The organism is Saccharopolyspora galaxeae (genome assembly GCF_016526145.1).
Taxonomy (GTDB): Bacteria; Actinomycetota; Actinomycetes; order Mycobacteriales; family Pseudonocardiaceae; genus Saccharopolyspora_C; species Saccharopolyspora_C galaxeae.
The window spans coordinates 365647-384845 of sequence record NZ_JADDUE010000007.1; the positions used below are offsets into that span (position 1 = coordinate 365647).

General features: G+C 66.4%; 17 protein-coding genes and 1 pseudogene. 5 read left to right on the forward strand and 13 right to left on the reverse strand.

Annotated features, from left to right (window positions below):
- Both INP57_RS18495 and INP57_RS18500 read left to right on the forward strand, forming a co-directional pair.
- Window positions 1-1506, forward strand: coding sequence for a complex I subunit 4 family protein (locus INP57_RS18495; protein ID WP_200071472.1), 1506 nt, complete (start codon window positions 1-3; stop codon window positions 1504-1506).
- Window positions 1507-1508: 2 nt separating this feature from the next.
- Window positions 1509-2927, forward strand: a complete 1419-nt coding sequence (locus tag INP57_RS18500; RefSeq protein WP_200071543.1) for an NADH-quinone oxidoreductase subunit N — start codon at window positions 1509-1511, stop codon at window positions 2925-2927.
- Window positions 2928-3245: 318 nt separating this feature from the next.
- On the opposite strand, the gene INP57_RS18505 is transcribed toward INP57_RS18500, so the two are convergent.
- The 8 genes from INP57_RS18505 to INP57_RS18540 all read right to left on the reverse strand — a co-directional run bounded on the left by INP57_RS18505 (window position 3246) and on the right by INP57_RS18540 (window position 12641).
- Entirely contained in the window at window positions 3246-4682 is a 1437-nt protein-coding gene (locus INP57_RS18505) for an MFS transporter (RefSeq protein WP_200071473.1), read from the reverse strand.
- Entirely contained in the window at window positions 4679-5659 is a 981-nt protein-coding gene (sbnA, locus tag INP57_RS18510) for a 2,3-diaminopropionate biosynthesis protein SbnA (protein WP_200071474.1), read from the reverse strand. The genes INP57_RS18505 and sbnA (INP57_RS18510) overlap by 4 nt, the downstream gene beginning before the upstream one ends.
- 1124 nt (window positions 5660-6783) lie before the next feature.
- Window positions 6784-8103, reverse strand: a complete 1320-nt coding sequence (locus INP57_RS18515) for an aminotransferase class V-fold PLP-dependent enzyme (RefSeq protein ID WP_200071475.1) — start codon at window positions 8101-8103, stop codon at window positions 6784-6786.
- A gap of 107 nt (window positions 8104-8210) precedes the next feature.
- A complete protein-coding gene (locus tag INP57_RS18520; RefSeq protein ID WP_200071476.1) occupies window positions 8211-9545 on the reverse strand; it encodes an MFS transporter in 1335 nt (444 codons plus the stop codon).
- Window positions 9542-10525, reverse strand: a complete 984-nt coding sequence (gene sbnA, locus INP57_RS18525; protein ID WP_200071477.1) for a 2,3-diaminopropionate biosynthesis protein SbnA — start codon at window positions 10523-10525, stop codon at window positions 9542-9544. The genes INP57_RS18520 and sbnA (INP57_RS18525) overlap by 4 nt, the downstream gene beginning before the upstream one ends.
- A 233-nt stretch (window positions 10526-10758) precedes the next feature.
- Entirely contained in the window at window positions 10759-11214 is a 456-nt protein-coding gene (locus INP57_RS18530) for a hypothetical protein (protein WP_200071478.1), read from the reverse strand.
- Between the two features lie 381 nt (window positions 11215-11595).
- On the reverse strand, window positions 11596-11844 hold the full coding sequence (locus INP57_RS18535; protein WP_200071479.1) for an SHOCT domain-containing protein: 249 nt from the start codon (window positions 11842-11844) through the stop codon (window positions 11596-11598).
- A 110-nt stretch (window positions 11845-11954) separates the two neighbouring features.
- Complete coding sequence (locus tag INP57_RS18540) at window positions 11955-12641, reverse strand: tRNA-dependent cyclodipeptide synthase (RefSeq protein WP_200071480.1); 687 nt, start codon at window positions 12639-12641, stop codon at window positions 11955-11957.
- Between the two features lie 397 nt (window positions 12642-13038).
- Here INP57_RS18540 and INP57_RS30375 point away from each other — a divergent pair, with 397 nt between their 5' ends.
- Window positions 13039-13413 carry a BlaI/MecI/CopY family transcriptional regulator gene (locus INP57_RS30375; protein ID WP_200071481.1) on the forward strand — a complete coding sequence of 125 codons (375 nt, stop codon included), beginning with the start codon at window positions 13039-13041 and terminating at the stop codon, window positions 13411-13413.
- A complete protein-coding gene (locus INP57_RS18550) occupies window positions 13410-14369 on the forward strand; it encodes a M56 family metallopeptidase (protein WP_200071482.1) in 960 nt (319 codons plus the stop codon). The genes INP57_RS30375 and INP57_RS18550 overlap by 4 nt, the downstream gene beginning before the upstream one ends.
- A 40-nt stretch (window positions 14370-14409) precedes the next feature.
- On the opposite strand, the gene INP57_RS18555 is transcribed toward INP57_RS18550, so the two are convergent.
- Entirely contained in the window at window positions 14410-14601 is a 192-nt protein-coding gene (locus tag INP57_RS18555) for a hypothetical protein (RefSeq protein WP_200071483.1), read from the reverse strand.
- A gap of 224 nt (window positions 14602-14825) precedes the next feature.
- Here INP57_RS18555 and INP57_RS18560 point away from each other — a divergent pair, with 224 nt between their 5' ends.
- Window positions 14826-15605 (forward strand): transposase family protein, encoded by a 780-nt coding sequence (locus tag INP57_RS18560; RefSeq protein WP_200071484.1) that lies wholly within the window; start codon window positions 14826-14828, stop codon window positions 15603-15605.
- Window positions 15606-15875: 270 nt separating this feature from the next.
- Here the strand turns inward: INP57_RS18560 and INP57_RS18565 are convergent, their stop codons facing one another.
- The 4 genes and pseudogenes from INP57_RS18565 to INP57_RS18580 all read right to left on the reverse strand — a co-directional run.
- The gene (locus INP57_RS18565; protein ID WP_200071485.1) at window positions 15876-16028 is read right to left on the reverse strand and encodes a hypothetical protein; all 153 of its coding nucleotides are present in this window, start codon (window positions 16026-16028) and stop codon (window positions 15876-15878) included.
- Window positions 16029-16503: 475 nt separating this feature from the next.
- The gene (locus INP57_RS18570; RefSeq protein WP_200071544.1) at window positions 16504-16974 is read right to left on the reverse strand and encodes a DUF350 domain-containing protein; all 471 of its coding nucleotides are present in this window, start codon (window positions 16972-16974) and stop codon (window positions 16504-16506) included.
- Window positions 16975-17491: 517 nt separating this feature from the next.
- The gene (locus INP57_RS18575; protein ID WP_307850156.1) at window positions 17492-18892 is read right to left on the reverse strand and encodes a recombinase family protein; all 1401 of its coding nucleotides are present in this window, start codon (window positions 18890-18892) and stop codon (window positions 17492-17494) included.
- A 181-nt stretch (window positions 18893-19073) separates the two neighbouring features.
- Window positions 19074-19199: pseudogene (locus INP57_RS18580) on the reverse strand (IS481 family transposase); the annotation flags it as partial.

Sequence of the window (19199 nt, forward strand, 5' to 3'; positions counted from 1 at the left end):
GTGCTGTCGCTGATCGTGTTCCTGCCGCTGGCGGCCGCGGCGATCCTCGCCGCGGTGCCCGCCTCGGCCGGGCGGCGGGTGTTCGTGTGGAGCTGGATCGGGATCACCGCAGCCGATTTCGCCTTGGTCGTGGCGGCCTGGATCGGCTACGAAGCCGGGACCGGACTCGCGTATGAGGAGAATCTGCGGTGGATTCCCAGCGCCGGAGTCGGTTACCACGTCGGTCTCGACGGGCTCTCGCTGCCGCTGGTGGCGATGACCGCACTGCTGTTCTTGGCCTGCGCGGTCCATTCGCTGCGGCACACGCAGCGGATCAAGAGCTTCGCGCTGCTGTTCCTTTTCCTGCAGACGGTGAGCATGGGATTGTTCACCGCGCTCGATTTGATCCTGTTCTTCGTCTACTTCGATCTGTCCATTGTGGGCATGTACTTCGTCATCGCCGGGTGGGGGCACGGCAACGCCCGCGAGTCGGCGTTGAAGTTCTTCCTCTACACCTTCATCGGCTCGCTGGCGCTGTTGCTGGGGTTCATCGGCCTGTACCTGGCCGCCGAGCCGCACACCTTCGACCTCGTCGCCCTCGCCCGTGCGAACCCGTTGGCGGGCAGGGGTGTCTTCGGCGGGCTGGTGCTGCTCGCGATCAGCATCGGTCTCGCGGTCAAAACCCCGACCGTGCCGCTGCACACCTGGCTCCCGCCGGCCCACACTGACGCTCCGGCTGCCGGGTCAGCGATCCTGGCCGGGGTGTTGCTGAAGATGGGCACCTACGGTTTCGTCCGCATCGCAATGCCGCTGCTGCCCGGAACATGGCGGCACTACGCGGCGGTCGTCGTCATCATCGGCGTGGTCTCGGTGCTCTACGGCGCGCTCGTCGCACTGGCCCAAGAAAACTTCAAGCGGATGGTGGCCTACACCTCGGTCAACCACATGGGCTACATCGTTCTCGCTGTCGGTGCCGCCGGCATTCTCGCCGGGAGTGACGGGCAAGCCCGCTCGTTGGCCGTGACCGGGGCGGTGACCCAGATGGTCAGCCACGGTCTGCTCACCGCCGCGCTGTTCCTGCTCGCCGGGGTCTTCTACGACCGCAGCCGCACCTACGACATGGGCGCCTACTCCGGTTTGGCCGCTCCAGCACCGGTCTTCGCGGGTGTCACCGCGCTGGTCGCCTTCGCCTCTTTCGGCCTGCCCGGCTTCTCCGGGTTCATCGCTGAGTTCCAGATCTTCACCGGAAGCCTCGCTTCAGCCACCGTGGCCACCGCGTTGGCGCTGCTCGGCATCCTGATCACGGCCGGACTGTTCCTGCGGGTCGTGCACCGGATCTTCCTCGGGGAGCTGCGGGTGCCCGATTCCCCTGGCGCGGCCCGCGAGTTCACCGATCTGCGAGTCAGCGAAACCACGGCGATCGTGCCTCTGCTGGCGCTGGCCGTTGTCATCGGCGTGCTGCCGCGGTTTCTCCTCGACGTGATCGAACCCGCCTCGACGACGCTGATCGGTCTGGTCAGCCGATGACCATGAACGAGAACCCCGCCGCGCTGATCCCCGAACTCGCGCTCGTCGCCGGAGCCGTGCTGGGTCTGCTGCTGGGCTCCTGGCTGCCACGGCATCGGCAGTGGCTCGTGCGCGTGCTTGCGGGCACCGCGTGCGTCGTCGGCCTGGTTGCCACCGTCATCGCAATGCGCACAGCCCCCGAAACGGTCTTCGGTGACAGCTTCGCCGTCGACACCGCCACCAACGCGGCCCGATTCATCGTGCTGGCCGCCACCCTGCTCACGCTGTGTTTGTCGATCGACACCGTCGACTCCCACCATCGGGAAACCGAGTTCTACGCCTTGGTGCAACTGGGCGCACTCGGCACGATCATGCTCGTCGGCGCACTCGACCTGCTGCTGCTCGTGGCCGCCTACCTCCTCGCTTCCTTGCCGCTGTACGCGCTGGCCGGGTTCGGCAAGGATGCGCCGGGCACCGAGGCTGCATTGAAGTACTATCTCATGGGCGTCTTGTTCGGCGTCCTCATGCTCGCCGGGACCACCGTCCTCTACGGCACCGGCGGAGCCACCGACTACGCCACGCTCGCCCGCACACTGCCCGACACCTCCCGTGCCGCGGTCGCGATCGGCGTGCTCGCCGTCCTCGCCGGGCTGCTGTTCAAAATCGGCGGCGTGCCCGCGCACTTCTGGGTTCCCGACGTCACCGACGGCGCCACGACACCCGTCGCCGCGTTCGTCACCACAGTGCCCAAGATCGGTGGCCTAGCCGCCGCCTACCGGCTCGTCGTCGAGGCACTGCCCGCGGTGAGCCTCGACTGGCCCCTGTTGATCGCGATCCTGGCCACCGCATCGATGACACTGGGAAACCTCGCCGCGTTCTTCCAGGAGAATGTCCGCCGCCTGCTGGCCTACTCCACGATCAGCCAAGTCGGCTACGTTCTCATGGCCGTTGCGGTCGCCACCCGCAGCAGTCTCGCCCTGCCCGCCCTGCTGTTCTACCTAGCCGCCTACACCGTGACCAACCTCGGCGCGTTCGCCGTCGTCGCCGAACTCCCCGACGCGAGACGACTCGCCGACTACCGCGGCTTGGCCAGGCGGCATCCCGGATTAGCCGCCGTCCTCGTCGTGTGCCTGCTCGGCCTGGTCGGAACCCCGCCCACCGCGGTGTTCCTCGGCAAACTCGTCGTGTTCACCGCCACGATCAACGGTGACCTCGCGTGGCTGGCGGTCGTCGCGGTCATCAACACCGTCGCCAGCCTCTTCTACTACCTGCGCTGGATCGCCCCAGCTCTGTTCACCGCCCCCGACCGCGAGCACGACACGCTCGTTCCGGCCGGACGGTTCGCAGCGCTCGGCGCCTACACCGCCGGAACAGCCTCCCTCGCCCTCGGCCTCGCAGGAGGACTCGTGCTCCCCCTCGGTGCCGGACCCTTGCTGCCGTAGGCAAACGCGACGAGGACTTCGGCTTTTGGCGGCTGTCCCGCCGAACCTTGGTCGGTTCGGCGGGACAGCGGAGCGGAGGTCGGCAGTCTCGGTCGAGTCGATCCCAGCCAGCCTGGTGGTACTCGTTGCAAGCCGTGCATGAACCACTACCCGGGAGGTCAACGTCCACGGCCGGACGCTGATGCGGCAGCACGATCACGGTGTCCGTGCGCGGGCCCGGAGGTGGCGGTCAAGCGTCGGCGCAGGATGCGGTTCGCCGCGTGCGGTGGCCAAGCCCGCAGCAGCCAACCGGTCCCGAACTGAGGGCCCGGCGTGGTGCTAAGCGCGGTTGCCAGGATCCGGGTGAGTCGCGAAGGTCCTTTCAGCCCTGTGTGCCGTACTCGCGGGTTGGGTGGGACTCGGCAGCTGGCCGCTGAGCGTTCTCGGTAAGGGGTGGAGGGGGAGGGTGCGCGCGGCCGGGGGTTCGAGTTCGCCGCTCATCCGACAGCGGATTTCGGGTTGGTCGCGATGGTGCGGCCTGGCTTCGTCCCGGTGCCGGTGAGCGTGCTCGTTCCGGAGTGCGCGCAGGCAGCACAGGCTCGCCACCGCACACACCGTCCCCATCAACGCGATCGAGGCTGGGGTGGGCAAGACGATGGCCATGGGGCCTGCGAGCAGTGGGCCGGCTGATTGGCCCGCGAGCAGGAAGCTGTTGGCCATGCCCACGTAACCGCTGCGGCGTTCCTCCGGGGCGTGCCGGCTGAAGTGGAAGAACAGCGACTGGGCCAGGGCGGCGAAGCTGGCCCCTTGCGCGAGTCGCAGCACGACCAACCCGGCCATGCCGAGCGGCAGCGCTTGGGCGGCGATGCTCACCGCGCACACTGCTGCGGCGATGGCCAGAGCACGGACGGGCTGTTGGGCCCGGTCGTTGTGCCGTCCCCACCAGAACGAGGCGATCAGCGTCGCTGCCCACGTCAGGGACTGGAAGATCCCCACCCACAGGCCGGCCTGTCCGGGCGGAAAGCCTTGCTGCACGTGCTCGGCGAAGACCGGGATCAGTCCGTAGACGCCGAAGTAGGCCGCGACCGCGGCCACCGCCAGCGGTGCCGCGCCGGGGACCTCCCAGAAGCCTGCCGGCCGGGAGCGCCCGTGCGGTGTGGTCGCACGGCGCTTGGGAGTCGGCTCTGACTGGCCCGCGTGAGGATCGCGGAGCCCGAGTGCGCAGGCACCCGCGAGCAGAGCCGCGATGACCGCGATGGCGATCATGAGCACGGTGAGCTGGCCTGCGCCGATGAGGGCACCGCCGAGCACGGGGCCGGTCAGCGAGCCGGCGGCGGTGGCGCTAAACGATTTGCCGAGCGCGGAACCCCGCTTGTTGCCCGGCCCGGCTGCTCCGGCGAAGGCTTGGGCAGCTTCGACGACCCCGCCGAGACTGCCTTGCAGCAATCGTCCCACGACCAGCATGATCGGGTTGCCCGCCACCGCCATGACCAGCATCGACAAGGCGAGTCCGACAAGGGCGCGCACGACCATCCAGTGCCGCCCGATCCGGTCGCCGAGGCGACCCCACAGCGGGGTCGCCACGGTCAGCGCCAGCGCAGGCGCCGCGATCGCCACGCCCGCCCACGTTTGGATCTCGGCGGTGCCGCGCACGCCCATGCCCTGCACGTAGAAGGGCATGATCGGCACCAGCATCATCAACCCCGCGGTGTTGATGAACTGGCTGGCCCACAACAGCACGAGGTTGCGTTGTTGCACACGGTCCGGAGTGCTCACGGGGCCTCCGCCAGATCGCCTCGGGTAACCTCGTCCTTCAGGTTCTCGGCCCACGCGTCGTCGTAGACCGTGTCGAGGTAGCGTTCGCCACGGTCGGGCAGCAGCGTGACCACCCGCGCTGGGCCGGGCAGGCGTTCGATGAGGCCGTCGAGCGCTGAGATGACCGCTCCGGAGGAGCCGCCGGCCAAGATTCCTTCGGTTTCGACCAACCTCCGGCAGCCCGAGGTCGACGCCAGATCCGCGACGTGGACGACCTCGTCGATCTCGGCCGGGTTGAAGATCTCCGGTACGCGACTGGCACCGAACCCGGGGATGCGCCGCTTCTGCGGCGGACTACCGAAGATCACCGAGCCCACCGCATCAACGGCCACGACCCGCAGCTCGGGGTGCGACTCGCGCAGTCGCCGGGCGGTGCCTTGCAGCGAACCGGTCGTGGACACCGGCCCGACCAGGTAGTCGATCGGCCCGTGCACCTGCTGCAGCAGCTCGGTGCCGACCGTGTCGTAGTACGCCTTCCAGTTGCGCTCGTTGGCGTACTGGTTGATCCAGACCACCTCGGGGTCGGTTTCGGCGTAGCTCTGGGCACGACGCACGCGGGTGTGCAGGTAGCCACCCGCCTCGTCGGGCTCGGTCACCATGTCCACGTCGGCGCCGAACAGATCCAACAGCCGCAAGTTCGTCGCGGAGGTGTTGGGATCGACCACCGCGGTGAACGCCAGCCCGTGCATCCGGGCGGCCACGGCCAAGGCCACTCCGAGGTTGCCCGAGGTGCTTTCCACCAGTCGCATCCCCGGTCGCAGTGCGCCGTCGCGCACGCCCTGCTCAACGATGTAGCGCGCAGGCCGATCCTTCATGCTTCCGCACGGATTGAGCATCTCGAGCTTGGCCAACACCTCCACGTCGCGGTGCGGAAAGCAGCGCCGCAACCGCACCAGTGGGGTCGAACCGACAGCGTCCAGAACAGATTCGTATGCCACAACAACCTCCCGGCCGCGCCACGCACGGGCGCCGCCGTATCCACGTCAACGAGACCGACCGCCATCGCCGGGCGGACGGTGAACAAAGAAGGAACTCCGCCGCACACCGCGCTGCACGCGGCCGCTATCAGCGAAAACGTCGGCGGACCGAAGAACAGGAAACGATGCCGATCAGGAAATGTTCAGCCTGAGTTCAGGAAGGCATCAGCCTGCGAAACGTGAATCAGGTTCGCGACACACCGAGGGTGAGCAACAACGAAAAACCGGAAAGGCGACCAGGTGGTCGCGTGGACCACCACCGAGCACGTGCCTGCCTATCAAGAAGCGTGGCGCCCACCGCAGCGACCAGCAGTGCCGCAGGAAGCCCCGGGAACATGCCCTGCAGCGGCTTCACCACGTCCACGAAGTGCGTGCTCGTGGCGTGACACACCGGCGCCGAGTGGTGGTGGTGCTCGGAGTGGCCATCCTGCGGTGTGCTCGACGCCGACGCGGAATCACCGGTTTGTCCCGGCGCCATTGGCTGGGCCGTGGCCGCAGAAACGCTCTCCGGGCCCGACAGTGCCGCTGCCGTCACATGCGAGTGGTGCAGCGGAAGGATGCACAGCAGGAAAGCTGAAAGAGCAAACATCGCCAGGAACGCGGTGCGCCCGCGTTGGGGGCTGATTGCTCTCCGCATGGCCCCCACTCTAGCCAAAGCCGGTTCGGGATCGGCTACCGGCATGGGACTCATCACGCCGCGAAGTAGCGGCGTGGAACGGCGTCTTCTCGGAAAGAAGCGCTCGGTCGGCTCACCGCGCCACCGTGTCGTGCAAGCTTCCTTCCGCGATGTGTTCGAGCGACCGCGGGTAACGGCGATGCGGTGGTACAAATCGCAACGGCGCGCGTGCCGTCATGCTCGTCACGCTGGGCGCGAGGGCGGTGCCGAGCTTGGCGCCTACACCGCGTAACTACGAAGCGGGATGCCACTGGCCGAACGAACGCACGGATAGAACACTGCCCCGAGTCGATTCCCAGTGCCGCCGACCATCCGTCGAAGCAGCATGTGTGCAGCCCCGCCGCTTCGCGCATGGAGGCGGGGCTGCACGGCTCGGGTCAGGCAAGCGCCGGGGCGGGGCCGCCCGTGTTCATGTGCGGAACCGGTCGGCTGTCTCGCGCAGGGCCGATCCGAAGCGGTCGACGTGATCGAGCGTGGTGAACAGCGCGGGGGTCACGCGCACGCAACTACCGCGAGCGGGGCCTTCCCGCGCGACGGTGAAGATTCTGTGTTTGTCGAACAGGTACTTGGCGATGGCCTCGTTGTCTTCTTTGCTCGTCCGTCCGGCGATGCGGAAGCTGGTGATGGCGCCGTACATCGACGGCTCTTGGGGAGTGAGGATCTGAATGTCGGTGCGGTCGGCGACGGCCGAGACCCAGCGGTCGCGAAGATACCGCAGCCGCGCCTGCTTGACCGTACTGCCCAGCGCCTGATGAAAGTCCAATGCGGTGGGTACCGATAACATGCCTGCGACGTCGCGGGTCCCTGAGACGACCCTTGAGCGGATGTCGGTTTCGGGATGGGATTCGTCGGCGAATGTGCGGTCGATCGCGTCGAGTCGTGTCCGCCTGATGTAGAGGAACCCCGTGCCCAACGGGGCTCCGATCCACTTGTGCAGGGAAAATCCGGCGAAGTCGGCGTCGAGGTCGTTGATGGTGAAGTCCAATTGCCCCCACGAGTGCGCCGCGTCGAGGATGACGTCCACGCCATGGGCGCGTGCCATGGCGATGATCTCGCGGGCGGGGGTGGCGAGTCCCGTCCGGTTGTTGACATGGGACAAGAGAAGAAGTTTGACGGTCGGGTGGTTGCGCAGCGCTGCGGCGTAGGTGTCGAGAACGGCTTGCTGTGTCGCCGGTTCGGGCAGCGCGATGGGAACGACCTCGACCCCGCGCCTGTCGCGCAGCCAATCCATGGCATCGACCATGTCCGGGTAGTCCAGGTCGGCGTACATGACCGAGTCTCCTGGGTGAAGCTGGTTGTAGCCCGAGATGAGGTTTTGCAGCGCTTCGGTGCCGCTCTGCGTGAGTGCGATCTCTTCCGTGCGGGCCCCGACCAGCGAGGCGATCCGTTCCCGGATCTGTTCGGATTCGGGTTTGTACGTTTTGCGCAGCAGGTGCGAGTTCTGCTCGTTCAACCGGTCAACGTTGTTGTGGAAAGCCCGCCGAACAGGGTCGGGCATGATGCCGTAGTACCCGTTTTCCAAGTTGACGAAGTCGTCAGTGAGCGTGTACTGCTGCGCGACCGACTTCCAGAAGCTTTCGTCTGCGGCGGTTTGAGCGGGATCTTTCCCTTGGGGAAGCGTCATCGAGGCCAATTCGGTCCGCGGTGTTGCGGCGCAGGCCGAGGTTGCGCCTGCGACTGAAGCCAGTGCTCCCATGGTGGCGAACAGGTGGCGGCGGGGGATTGCCATGGTGGTTCTCCGATTCGGGTGTGGGGTTGGGCGGTCTTGATGGGCCGAGGCCAGGTCACGGCCGGTCGCTGTGTGACCGTGGGCGGGTGCTGGCTGATTGCGCGCCGTCAGCCGAATACGCGAGGTCGGGCAGGGGTCTGTTCGGAAGGCAGATCAAGAGTTCCGCTCATGCTGGTGGGCAGCCGAGGCAGGGTGTCGGTGGTGAGGGTGTGTTCGTCGTTGTGGACGGCGGCGGACTCGGCTGAGCTGGCGCGCAGGCAGCACACGCCGGCGACTGCGCAGGAGGCCCCGAGCAGTGCGATCGAGATCGGTGTCGGGAAGACCACGGCCATGGGCCCCGCCAGCAGCGGTCCGGCGGATTGCCCGATGAGCAGGAAGCTGTTGGCCGTGCCGACGTAGCTGCTTCGACGTTGCGGCGGGGCGTGTCGGCTGACGTGGAAGAACAACGACTGGGCCAGTGCAGCGAAACAGGCTCCTTGCAACAGGCGCAGGCCGATCAATCCTGCGGTGCCCACCGGGAGTGCTTGCGCGGCGATGCTGACCGCGCAGCCGGCGGACGCCCAGGCCAGGGCACGTAGCGGACGCTCGGCCTGGTCGTTGTGCCGACCCCACCAGAACGAGGCGATCAGGGTGGCACCCCAGGTGAGCGAGTGGAAGACGCCGACCCACAGCTCGGCTTGGCTGTTGGCGAAGGTCTGCTGCACGTGCGCAGCGAAGACGGGGATCAAGCCGTAGACGCCGAGGTAGACGGCCACCGCCGCTACTGCCAGCGGAATCGCTCCCGGAACATGCATGAACCCGATTCGGCTCGCGCCGTTGTCGGAAGCCGTCGGCGTTGTTGCCGGGGTGGAGTGCTTGATGGCGGGTTCCTCGCGGAGCCCCGCAGCGCACGCGACGGCGAGGAGGACGGCCAGCGCGGCGATGGTGAGCATCAAGGCGTTGAGCTGGCCGGCGCCGACCAGCAGTCCGCCCAAGAGCGGTCCGGTCAACGAGCCGGCAGCGGTCGCGCTGAAGGATTTGCCCAACGAAGAGCCGCGCCTGCCTTGTGGTCCGGCCGCGCTGGCGAAAGCCTGAGCGGCTTCCACCACGCCACCGAGGCCGCCCTGCAGCAGCCGTCCGAGAATGAGCACGATCGGATTCGCCGCCGTAGCCATGACGACCATCGCGGTGGCCAGCCCGGCCAGGGCGCGCACCACCATCCAGTGGCGCCCGATCCGGTCGCCGAGGCGGCCCCATAGCGGGGTCGCCACGGTCAACGCGAGCGCCGGTGCGGCGATCGCGGCCCCGGACCAGGTTTGCACGGCGGCCATGCCCTGCATGCCCAGGCTCTGGACGTAGAACGGCATGATCGGAACGAGCATCATCAACCCGGCGGTGTTGATGAATTGGCTCGCCCACAACAGCGCCAGGTTCCTGCGATGGAGACCGGGGGCCGTGCTCATGGGGCCGCCGCCACGTCAGTGGGGGCGTCGTCGTCGCTCTTGACCTGGTCCACCCACGAGTCGTCGTAGACGGAGTCGAGGTAGCGCTCGCCCCGATCGGGAAGCAGGGCGACGACCCTGGCCGGGCCGCCGACCCCGTTGAGGAAATCGCCCATCGCGGAGATGACCGCACCGGAGGAGCCGCCGGCCAGGATGCCCTCGGTTTCGGCCAGTCGACGGCAGCCTGCGGCGGAGGCGGCATCGGCGATGTGGAAGACCTCGTCGATCTCCGCCTCGTTGAAGATCTCGGGAACCCGGCTGGCGCCGAAACCGGGGATCCGCCGCTTGCTCGGTGGAGTACCGAAGATCACCGACCCCACCGCGTCCACGGCCACCGTCTTCAGCTCGGGATGGACCTCCCGCAGCCGGCGGGCCGTGCCGTGCAAGGATCCCGTCGTCGAGACCGGCCCGACCAGGTAGTCGATCGGGCCATCGACCTCGCGGAGAATCTCGACTCCGACGGTCTCGTAGTAGGCGCGCCAGTTGCGCTCGTTGGCGTATTGGTTGATCCACACCACGTCGGGGGCGGCCTCGGCGTGGCCGCGCGCGCGGTCCACCCGTGTGTGCAGGTAGCCGCCCGCGGAGTCCTGCTCGGTGACCATGTCGATGTCGGCCCCGAACAGTTCCAGCAGCCGCAGGTTCGTCGGCGAGGTGTTCGGGTCGACCACGGCTGTGAACGACAGGCTGTGCATCCGTGCGGTGACCGCGAGCGCGACGCCGAGGTTGCCCGACGTGCTTTCCACGATGCGCATCCCGGGTCGCAAGGTGCCTTCCCGAACGCCCTGCTCGACGATGTGGCGAGCGGGACGGTCCTTCATGCTCCCGCACGGGTTGAGCATCTCCAGTTTGGCCAGGACCTCGACGTCGGGCAGTGGAAAGCACCGTTGCAACCGCACGAGCGGGGTCGAACCGACGCAGTTCAGGACAGAGTCGTATGTCATGAGTACCTCCCGGCTCTCCGCGGCAAGGGCGCGCGGGGGTCAGAGCGTGTCGTTTCGCGGAAGTGTGAGATGCCGCCATTGCGGCAAGTGAACGAGAAGCGAATTGCGCGCGAGGCTGCGGTGTCGTGCGGCGCGTGCTTCTCGCAGCGTTAAATAACGCTGAGAATGTCAGGGCCGAACTCTCAGGAAAATCTCAGGGAGAGATCGTCCGAGGAATAACCCTGATCGGGCTGTCAGGTCCGCGACACGCCGAGGAAGAGGAGAAGGGGAAACCCGGAAAGGCGGTGAACAGGCGATCTTGGCCGGTGACAGAAACGGAGCGCGGGGAGCATCCCGGCGAACCCGGCAAGTATGACCAGTGCGGCTGCGAACAGGGACGCGGCATCCGCGTGGAGTTTCGTCAGCGTGCCATGCCCCATCCCCATGACCTGCGGACTTTCACCGTCGCACACCCAAACCGGGTATGACTCGTGATCATGTTCGCCTGAACCCGCCAACTCGACGGCCGTCGATTCGACGGAGCCGTGCATGTGGTCGTCCGGCGAAGGGTGGGACGAGTGTTCGATGCCCTGACCGACGCTCGACACCTGCTGGAACGGTGAATGATGCGGCGGCAGCGCGCACACCAAGAAAGACGACAGCGCGAGCAGCACAAGAGTGACGCGCACCCGGGCCAGCGCCTTCAACATGCTGTCACTGTAGCCCACTCGTAACCGTCTCCGGTTCGGGGTCGAGTTTTGTCACTCGGTGGGGGACGCAGCTTAACCTCGCCGACTTTCGGGCGCTATCGCTGCAGCTGTGGAGTGCCTGGGCGCAAAACTTGAATTAGCAAAGTGTGTGTTTCGTGGACGCTATTTCGTTCGAGGTCAGCGCGTAGGGGGGAGCTCTGTCCGGCTTGCGTGCCCAGGCCAACGCAACCTTCGACAGGGCGTCGACCAAGATCCTCGTGCCTTCGCGCTAGCCTCCCAGACTGGTACGTCGGGTGTCGCCACTACCGGTGCACCCTTACCCGGGGGAAACCGTTCGGGACCTGCTGACCGGGTCGATCTCCGGCTGGGAGCGCATGTCGGCTACTGTCCGCGGAGCGTGCTCCGGCGCCGCTCGTATTCCTCTTCGTCGATCTCGCCGGCGGCATAGCGGCGGCGGAGAACCTCCTCGGCGTGGTCCTGACGCTCTGTCGCGCGAGTGTTCGGACGGGTCATCGCGCGGACCAGCCAAACGATCGCGACCACGATGAGGATCAGGATCGCCAAGGAAATCAGGCCCCACAGCGCCATCCACAGGCCCATCGCCGGATACATGTCACCCATCATCGTCATCCACCTCTCATTCGGTGCTCACTTAGGTCGTACCCAGCTGCGGGCTGTATTAGGGGCCGCGGATGCCCACGGCCGCGGTGAATACGTCGGGGGCGGCGCTTCCGCGGAGCTCAGGGCGTCGTCATGACAGTGGCGAAGCCCTGGCCTGGGTGGACAGGGCAGGGAAGCTTGCGTTCGTAGAGGGTGCGCAAGAACTCCGGAGGTTGGTGGTAGCAGAACACCGAGGAGTCCGTGCCGACAATGCCGGGCGTGTCCAGGAAGAACGGGAGCTCCGCGAGGAAATAGCGGGCCGCCGCGTGGAGCTGGTCCTCGGTCGGCGCTGTTGTGCGGGTTCGTGATGCCAGCACCCAGTGAGACGCGTCGAGGCAGGCGCGTCTGATCACGGGATCGGTCTCGAACCACGTGCGGGCTTGCTCGCGCAGCGCGCGGTAGCGCTCGTTGCCCTCGACGGCCTGTGTGTCGAGCACGAGGTCGTGCCCGGCGGGTGCCCCTGCCGACTCCAGCGCGCGCTCGATCTTGTTGCGCAGATACCGCGCCTGGCGGTGGGCCTTGTGCGCCGCCCGCTCCGGGGAGTAGCCCAGCGCTTCCAGCGTGTATGCAGCGGCTTGATCCGGGACGAACAGATGCACGCGCGCGAAGCGCGCCTGTGCCCACTCGACCAACGCGGTGATGCGCGCTGTCGAGAAGTAGCTGTTGAACGGGCTGATCCCCAAGCACGCGTGTTCCCGTCGTTCCCACGGCTGCACGCAATGCTTGCTCAACGGTTGCGCATCGACTTCGACAACAGAGCTGGCCATGTAGCTTCTCCGGAGCGTGCGGCGGCAGATCCAACCCAAAACCTAAACTACTTAGTAGATTCGTTGCTAGGGTGGGTTGGGGCGTCGCGGATCAGTGCCGCGCATGGTCATGGGGACTACGGGTGGCCCATGTCGCTACGGATACTGAAAGCGGACCCCGCTGTTGGCAGGCGAGCCGAGAGGGTGGGCCGCAGTGGAGCCCGGCGACTGTTGTTCGGCATGCAGGACCCCGTCGTGTGGGCGTACCCGGCGGCGTCCTTCGCTTCGGCAACAGATCGCTCCGGTTCACGGCCACCACGCAGGACTGCTGCCGAACCACCTGGCTGATCCCCGGTCTGCCTGTTACTGCGGAGCGCGGGCTAGTCTCGGACTCGAAAGGCCAGCGGGAGGAGATCGAGTGCATCGCTTCGGCGAGCTCGAAGCTGCGATCATGGATCAGGTCTGGTCGGCAACGGAGCCATTGACGGTGCGAGTGGTCGTCGACGCCCTGCAGCGCGACCGGTCGGCGGCCTACACCACCGTGCAGACGGTGATGGACATCCTCTACCGCAAGGGCTGGCTGGACCGCGCCAAGCACGGTCGCGCCTACCGCTACTCGCCGACGTTGAGCCGCGACGCCTACACCGCCCAGCTCATGGACCAAGCGCTTGCGTCGAGTTCGGATCGCGGGGCGGCGCTGCTGCGCTTCGTCGAGACCATGGATTCCGGTGAGGTCGACCAGCTCCGAGACGTCATCGAGCAGGCGAAGCGGCACCGGGACGACACCGCATGATCACCTCCCTGCTGCTGGTGGCTTACGCTGCGGTGCTCGCCGTGCTCGTCGCGCCGGCGCTTCGTCGCGCACTGTGGACCGAACGAGTCCCGTCGTGGGGGGTGGCTGCATGGCTGTCCGTGTCGTGGTCGCTCGTGCTGGCAGTGGCGATCGCTGTTGTGAGCCTGTGCCTGCATGTGCCCGGTTCGTTCGAAGAGCTTTACCGTGCGCTCGCCCTGTGTCGGAGTGCTCTGACAGGAGCCGCCGGCTTTCCCGCAGCTGTTCTGGTTGGGTTCAGTCTCGCGGGAACGTTGCTCGGCTTTGTCCGCCTGGCCTACGTGCTCGGCCGGCAGTGGTGGGGCGTCTTCCGGACCCGCTGCGAGCACGCGCATGCGTTGCGCCTGCTCGGCGCCACCGAACGCGGTCATGGCATCGTCGTGCTCAACGATGACCGTCCGGTCGCGTACTGCGTTCCGGGGCGAAACGGGCGAATCGTGTTCACCGAGGGGGCCCTTGCTCGGCTATCACCGTCGCAGTATCAGGCGGTACTCGCCCACGAACGCGCGCACCTGCGAGGTCGACACGCCGTGCTCGTAGCGCTGGGGGCCGTGCCTGCGCGGTTGCTGCCGCGATTGCCCGCCGCCCGGCAGGCCGCTGATGCGGTGGGCCGTCTGGTCGAATTTCTGGCCGACGACGCCGCCTCGCGGCGCACCGATCCGCTCACGCTCGCTGAAGCGCTTCTTGAGCTCGGCGCCCCCGCGTCAACGAGCCCCGCACGAACACTCAGCGCTGCAGGAACAGCCACCTCAGCTCGCGTTACCCGACTGCTGCATGTGGCTCCGAACGCGCATCGCGCCGGGAACGGCGTGCCCCTGCTTGTGGCCATCGGCGGAGTCGTCATGCCATTCGTTCTCGCAGCGATATCGACAGAGTTCGGTTCCGGATACGCTTGCCTGTTCCAAGCAGCTATGTGCTGATCTACCGGCCCGGCAGCGCGGGTCGAGGTCCCGAATCGCCTCACATCTTCTCGGTGGACGCTCCCGAAGTCGGGCTCGTTGCTTGTTCAGTCCTGCGCAACCACACCGCGCCGACCGCCTGGATTGCCGTGGCCGCTCCGGTGAGGATGACCGCGAACCCGCTCACCCATGACCAGCCGAACCAGCTGGCGACGACGAGAGCCGCCACGAAGAACACGAGCGTTCGGATCATGAGCAGGGTCATCCTGCGCGAAGTCATCATCGAGGTCCAGCGTAGGCCCACCTGCCGGCACCGGTGCGAACACGCTCCCGCAAGCTCGGTCCGCGATCACGTACTGGGTGAAGTCACCAGCGAGCCGGATCTCGTTGGCTTGGCTCGACCGAGCCGTCCGTGGACTAAACGTTGTCTCGTAACCCGGTGGTTGTGGTCGTGTGCTGATCGTTGATCATGGGTGGATGCAGGTGATCTCGGCGGCTGGGTCGGAGTGGATTGCCCCGTTCACGGGGTTGGAACCACGGCAGTTCCGGAAGCTGGTGGGCACGGTCGCTGCCCGTGGTGGGGAGGCGATCGCGGATGGACGTCCGGGTCGGCAGTGGAGGCTGCGGCTGGAGGACCGGGTGTTGCTGGTGGCGGTGTACTGGCGCACGAACCTGACGATGCGCCAGATCGGCCCGCTGTTCGGAATCTCGCACGCGGCTGCCCACCGTGTGATCGACTCCCTCGGCCCGTTGCTGGCGCTGGCCCCGGTGCGCAAGCGCCGCACCGATCAGGTCGCGATCGTGGACGGCACCCTGGTACCCACCCGCGACCGGCGAGTGGCCGCGCCGTCGAAGAACTACCGGTACTCCACGAACCTGCAGGTCGCGATCGATGCTGACAGTCGCCTGGTCATCGCCACCAGCGAGCCGCAACCCGGCAACCGCAACGACACCACCGCCTACCGGGAATCCGGCATGGACCAGAAATTGGCTGCTCGCCCGGTGATGGCCGACGGCGGCTACCGCGGCAACCATGGGGTGATCATGCCCTACCGGAATCACCCTGGCGACCACGATTTGCCGCCATGGCAGGAAAAAATCAACGGCGAGCACCGCCAGATCCGCGCCCGCGTCGAGCACGCCCTGGCAGGCATGAAGACCTGGAAAATCCTCCGCGACTACCGACTCGCCGCGGCCACCCTCGCCGACACCGCCTCCGGAATCGCCCATCTCCGCAACCTCGCCCTCACCGGCTGAAGCAACCCCGCACCACACCAACCACAAGATCAGTTACGAGACATCATTTAGTTCGCATACAGCGACCTCCCGAGCATCTGGTATGGGGAGTTGGCCCCAATGCAGGCAGGTCACCGCGGCGACGTTGCTAAGCGACTTGAACCAGCCTGTCCGCAGAGTAGCTCTCATCCGCAAATGGAAGGGGGAAACCAGGCGGATGAGAGCCACCTCAGCAATGCAGAATATTCCGTAGCTTGACCTAATGCCGGTTAGGCGAAGGAAGTATTAGGGCTACTTGCCCCATCTTCCCCAGCCCCAGCCACCCCAGCGGCCCCAGCCGCCGCGGTACCAGCCCCAGCCCCAGCCAGAGCCCCAGCCCCAGCCGCCGCCGTGGCCCCAGCCCCAGCCGCCGGAGCCGAAGCGGAAAATGCTCTTGACGCGCATAATTTTCCTCTTTCGCGCGGATACTTGAAATCGGCCGGCAGTAACGTTCATCCTCAACAAGGCGTGAGAGAACGATGCGGACTTTTAGTCGGCTCGGTGACCTGCCCCTACGCGCTCGGCGGATCCCTTCAGCTCCTGCCTTACGCGAGTACTGCCCACGATAGGAGGCTCGGAATGGGATAGCTAAGGAACTTCGGCCCGGCCACGCACGGCGAGCGGCTGGGGGCCGGGCCAGACGGAACCCCGAGCGCACCAGGAGTCCGTGATCGCGCGGGCCGCCAACCTCGTGGCTAACATTCCCTCGCCGAAGGCCGAGTGTCAGCCGCAGTAAGCGGCGTCAGCATGAGAAGGAGCTCCGTCCTGACCTGCTCACCGAGTTGGTGACCGAAGGCGCGGTCAGTGTCTCGGGCCTCGGGCCTCGGGCCTGACGAGTCGTACTGGCTCGTCACAGGCTGGTCGAGCGCTCTACCGGCGTTCAGCTCACCGCGATGGCGACTACGAGTCCCAGGGCGAAGTGTCCGGCTCCGACGATCAGGCTGACCGGGGAGAACCGCTCGGCCTGTAGGACGTGGCCGATGTCGATGCCAATGATCTTTTCGAGTAGCCGGACTGCGAGGACCTGCACGGCGATTCCGACCAGGCCGAAGATCATCGATGTGAGCAGTCCTTCGAGCAGGCGGTCGGAGGTGGAGTAAATCGCCACCACGACGATCAGCGCCATGCTCACCAGCCCCAGCGCGGTCACCACGACCGCGTTGGGCGCTCCTTCCCGTACCAAGTGGCCCAACCGGCCCGGTGTGGTCACGTCGATGGCGTAGAAGCCGATGATCATCAGCGCGAGGCCGACGAACGCGTAGAGCAGGATCGCACCGACACCGCGACTGATGCCTTCGAAGAAGCCGGGCGCGAACGTCAACTCGTCCTGCTCGGCGAGCGTCGTGATCATGTGCTGCCCCATCCCGCTGGAGACCCCTCCTACGTCCGGCGGATACTGGTGGGACCGGCCGAAACCTCGCCGTGCTCTCGCTGCCCGGACCGCTTCCAGCATGAGCTACGAGGTGCTCCCGCGCTGCACGGATGCGCGCGGCCTGCGCCGGATTACCATCACCGCCAACCGAGGTGGTCGCGTTTCCTTCTGTCCAGGACGCAGGCCCAGGTGGACCACCTCGGCGCTCACCATCATCGCCCTGATCGGAGTAGCCACAGTGCTGTTGGCCGCCCGCCGCTTCTCCCGCACTAGCTGATGAGCAGGAGCGTCCGAGGGGGTGCAACACCGGCTACGGACGTAGTGCACGTTTTCCTTGGCATCGTGGGGTTTTGACGCTGTCCTTTGGGAGGAAATTGGGAGGAGTGTGGTGGCATTGAACTGGGTTGGACTGCTTGATGCTGCGGCGAACTCCGCCGTCCTAGCAGCGGTTACTCCGTTTGTGCAGGTGGCGCGCTTGCGCATGCACCACTGGCAGTCAAGGGGTCACGGGTTCGAATCCCGTCAGCTCCACCGGAAATTCGATTTTGGTGCTTTGACCAGCACTTTTGATGGCAGAGCAACCCTCCCGGCCAGTGTCTGGTCGGGAGGGTTTTTGCTGGTCAGGGCCTGTTTCGGTGTTGTAGTCCCCTAAGGTGTTGTGGCTGGTGTGGCTGGTGTGGCTCGCACCGGTGTATCGCCGTCTGGTGGTTCGTAACCGGTGATGTCGCCGCTCGTCGGTGGTGCAGCGCTCGTAGATCTGGACAGGGGCAAGGGCCGTGTCGATGTCGGCGTCGACGCTGTCGGGCGCGGACAGGGCGTCGTCGAGCTGGGGTCGGGTGATGGTGGCGTAGTAGCGCTTGACGGCGCGTTCGGCGACGGCGACCTTCACGTAAGGGGCTGAGCAAGTCCTTTGTTGTCGGTTCCGGCAGAAGAAGTAGGTGTATTGGTCGCCGCGTCGGGTGATCGTGTGCTGAATGATCATCCGGCCTGCTGTGCCTGCCTGGTGGCAGTGTCCGCAGTAGAGGGTGCCTTTGAGGTAGTGGTGGTGTATACGTCGCCGCTTTCCGGGCGTGGCGCGGGTGTCGATGATGGCCTGAACGCGGTCGAACAGGGGCTCGTCGATTAGGGGTTGGTGACGGCCGGGGAGTTGCGTGCCGTGGTAGCTGATGTAGCCGAGGTAGTAGCGGTCGCGCAGCATCCGGGAGAGTTTGCTGATAGATATCCGCTGCGCCGGGTATCGCGCTGTGGGGCGGGTGCGCAGACCTTGCTGGTAGAGCTGTTGGGAGAGCTGGTCGAGGCTGAGGCTGCCGGTGGCGAAGAGTTCAAAGCCCAGCCGGACGAGGGGCGCGCGTTCGGGGTCGAGGATGATGGTGCGGATTTCGCGGCCGTGGGTGTGGTCGGTGTGGTTGAGGTAGCCGAGCGGGGCACGGCCGATGGTGCCGCCATTGCGGGCTTTTTGGCCCATCTTGCAGGCGATGTCGGTGCCGGATTCGCGGGACTGGTACTCGTTGAAGGTGGCGAGGATGCCGTGCATCAGTTGGCCGACCGGGGTGTTGTCGACGGACTCGGTCGCCGAGATCAGCGCAATACCGCGTTGTCGTAGGTCGGCCATGACGAGTGCGTCGTCAACGCGGTTACGCGCCAGCCGGGAGAGCTTGTAGACGATCACGTGGTCGATGTCGCCGACATCGTGGATGCGGGCGAGCATCCGCTGGAATGCGGCGCGCTTGGTCATCTCCGTGGCCGACCGGCCGGGCTCGACGTATTCGTCCACCACTGCCAGTCCGAGTTGTTCGGCCTTGCGATGACAGGCTTCGCGTTGGGCGGGGATCGAGATGCCTTCGGGGTCGTAGTCCCGTCCGACCTGCCGGTTCGATGACACCCGCAGGTAAATCACGGCTCGAGTTTCCGGGCGCGGTTCTCCGGGAGACTGCGCGTCGATAGCAGGAAGAGCGGGTGTTGTTCTGTTTGTCATGGCGTCACGGTGTGCAATGGCGGACCTGCGTGAGTGGCGACTTAGCGCGTCGAATCGTCGGTTCACATCATGGGGTGAACGTGTGAACGTTTGAATCTCGGGGCTAGTTGTATGAGGCCATGACGTTGGTGACGCCGGTGGAGAGCCGGGATGCTGGTGGCTGATCTCCGGCGGCAGTGTGTGGCCGATGGTAGTTGTAGTGCACGTTCCAGACCGCCAGAGCCGCGGT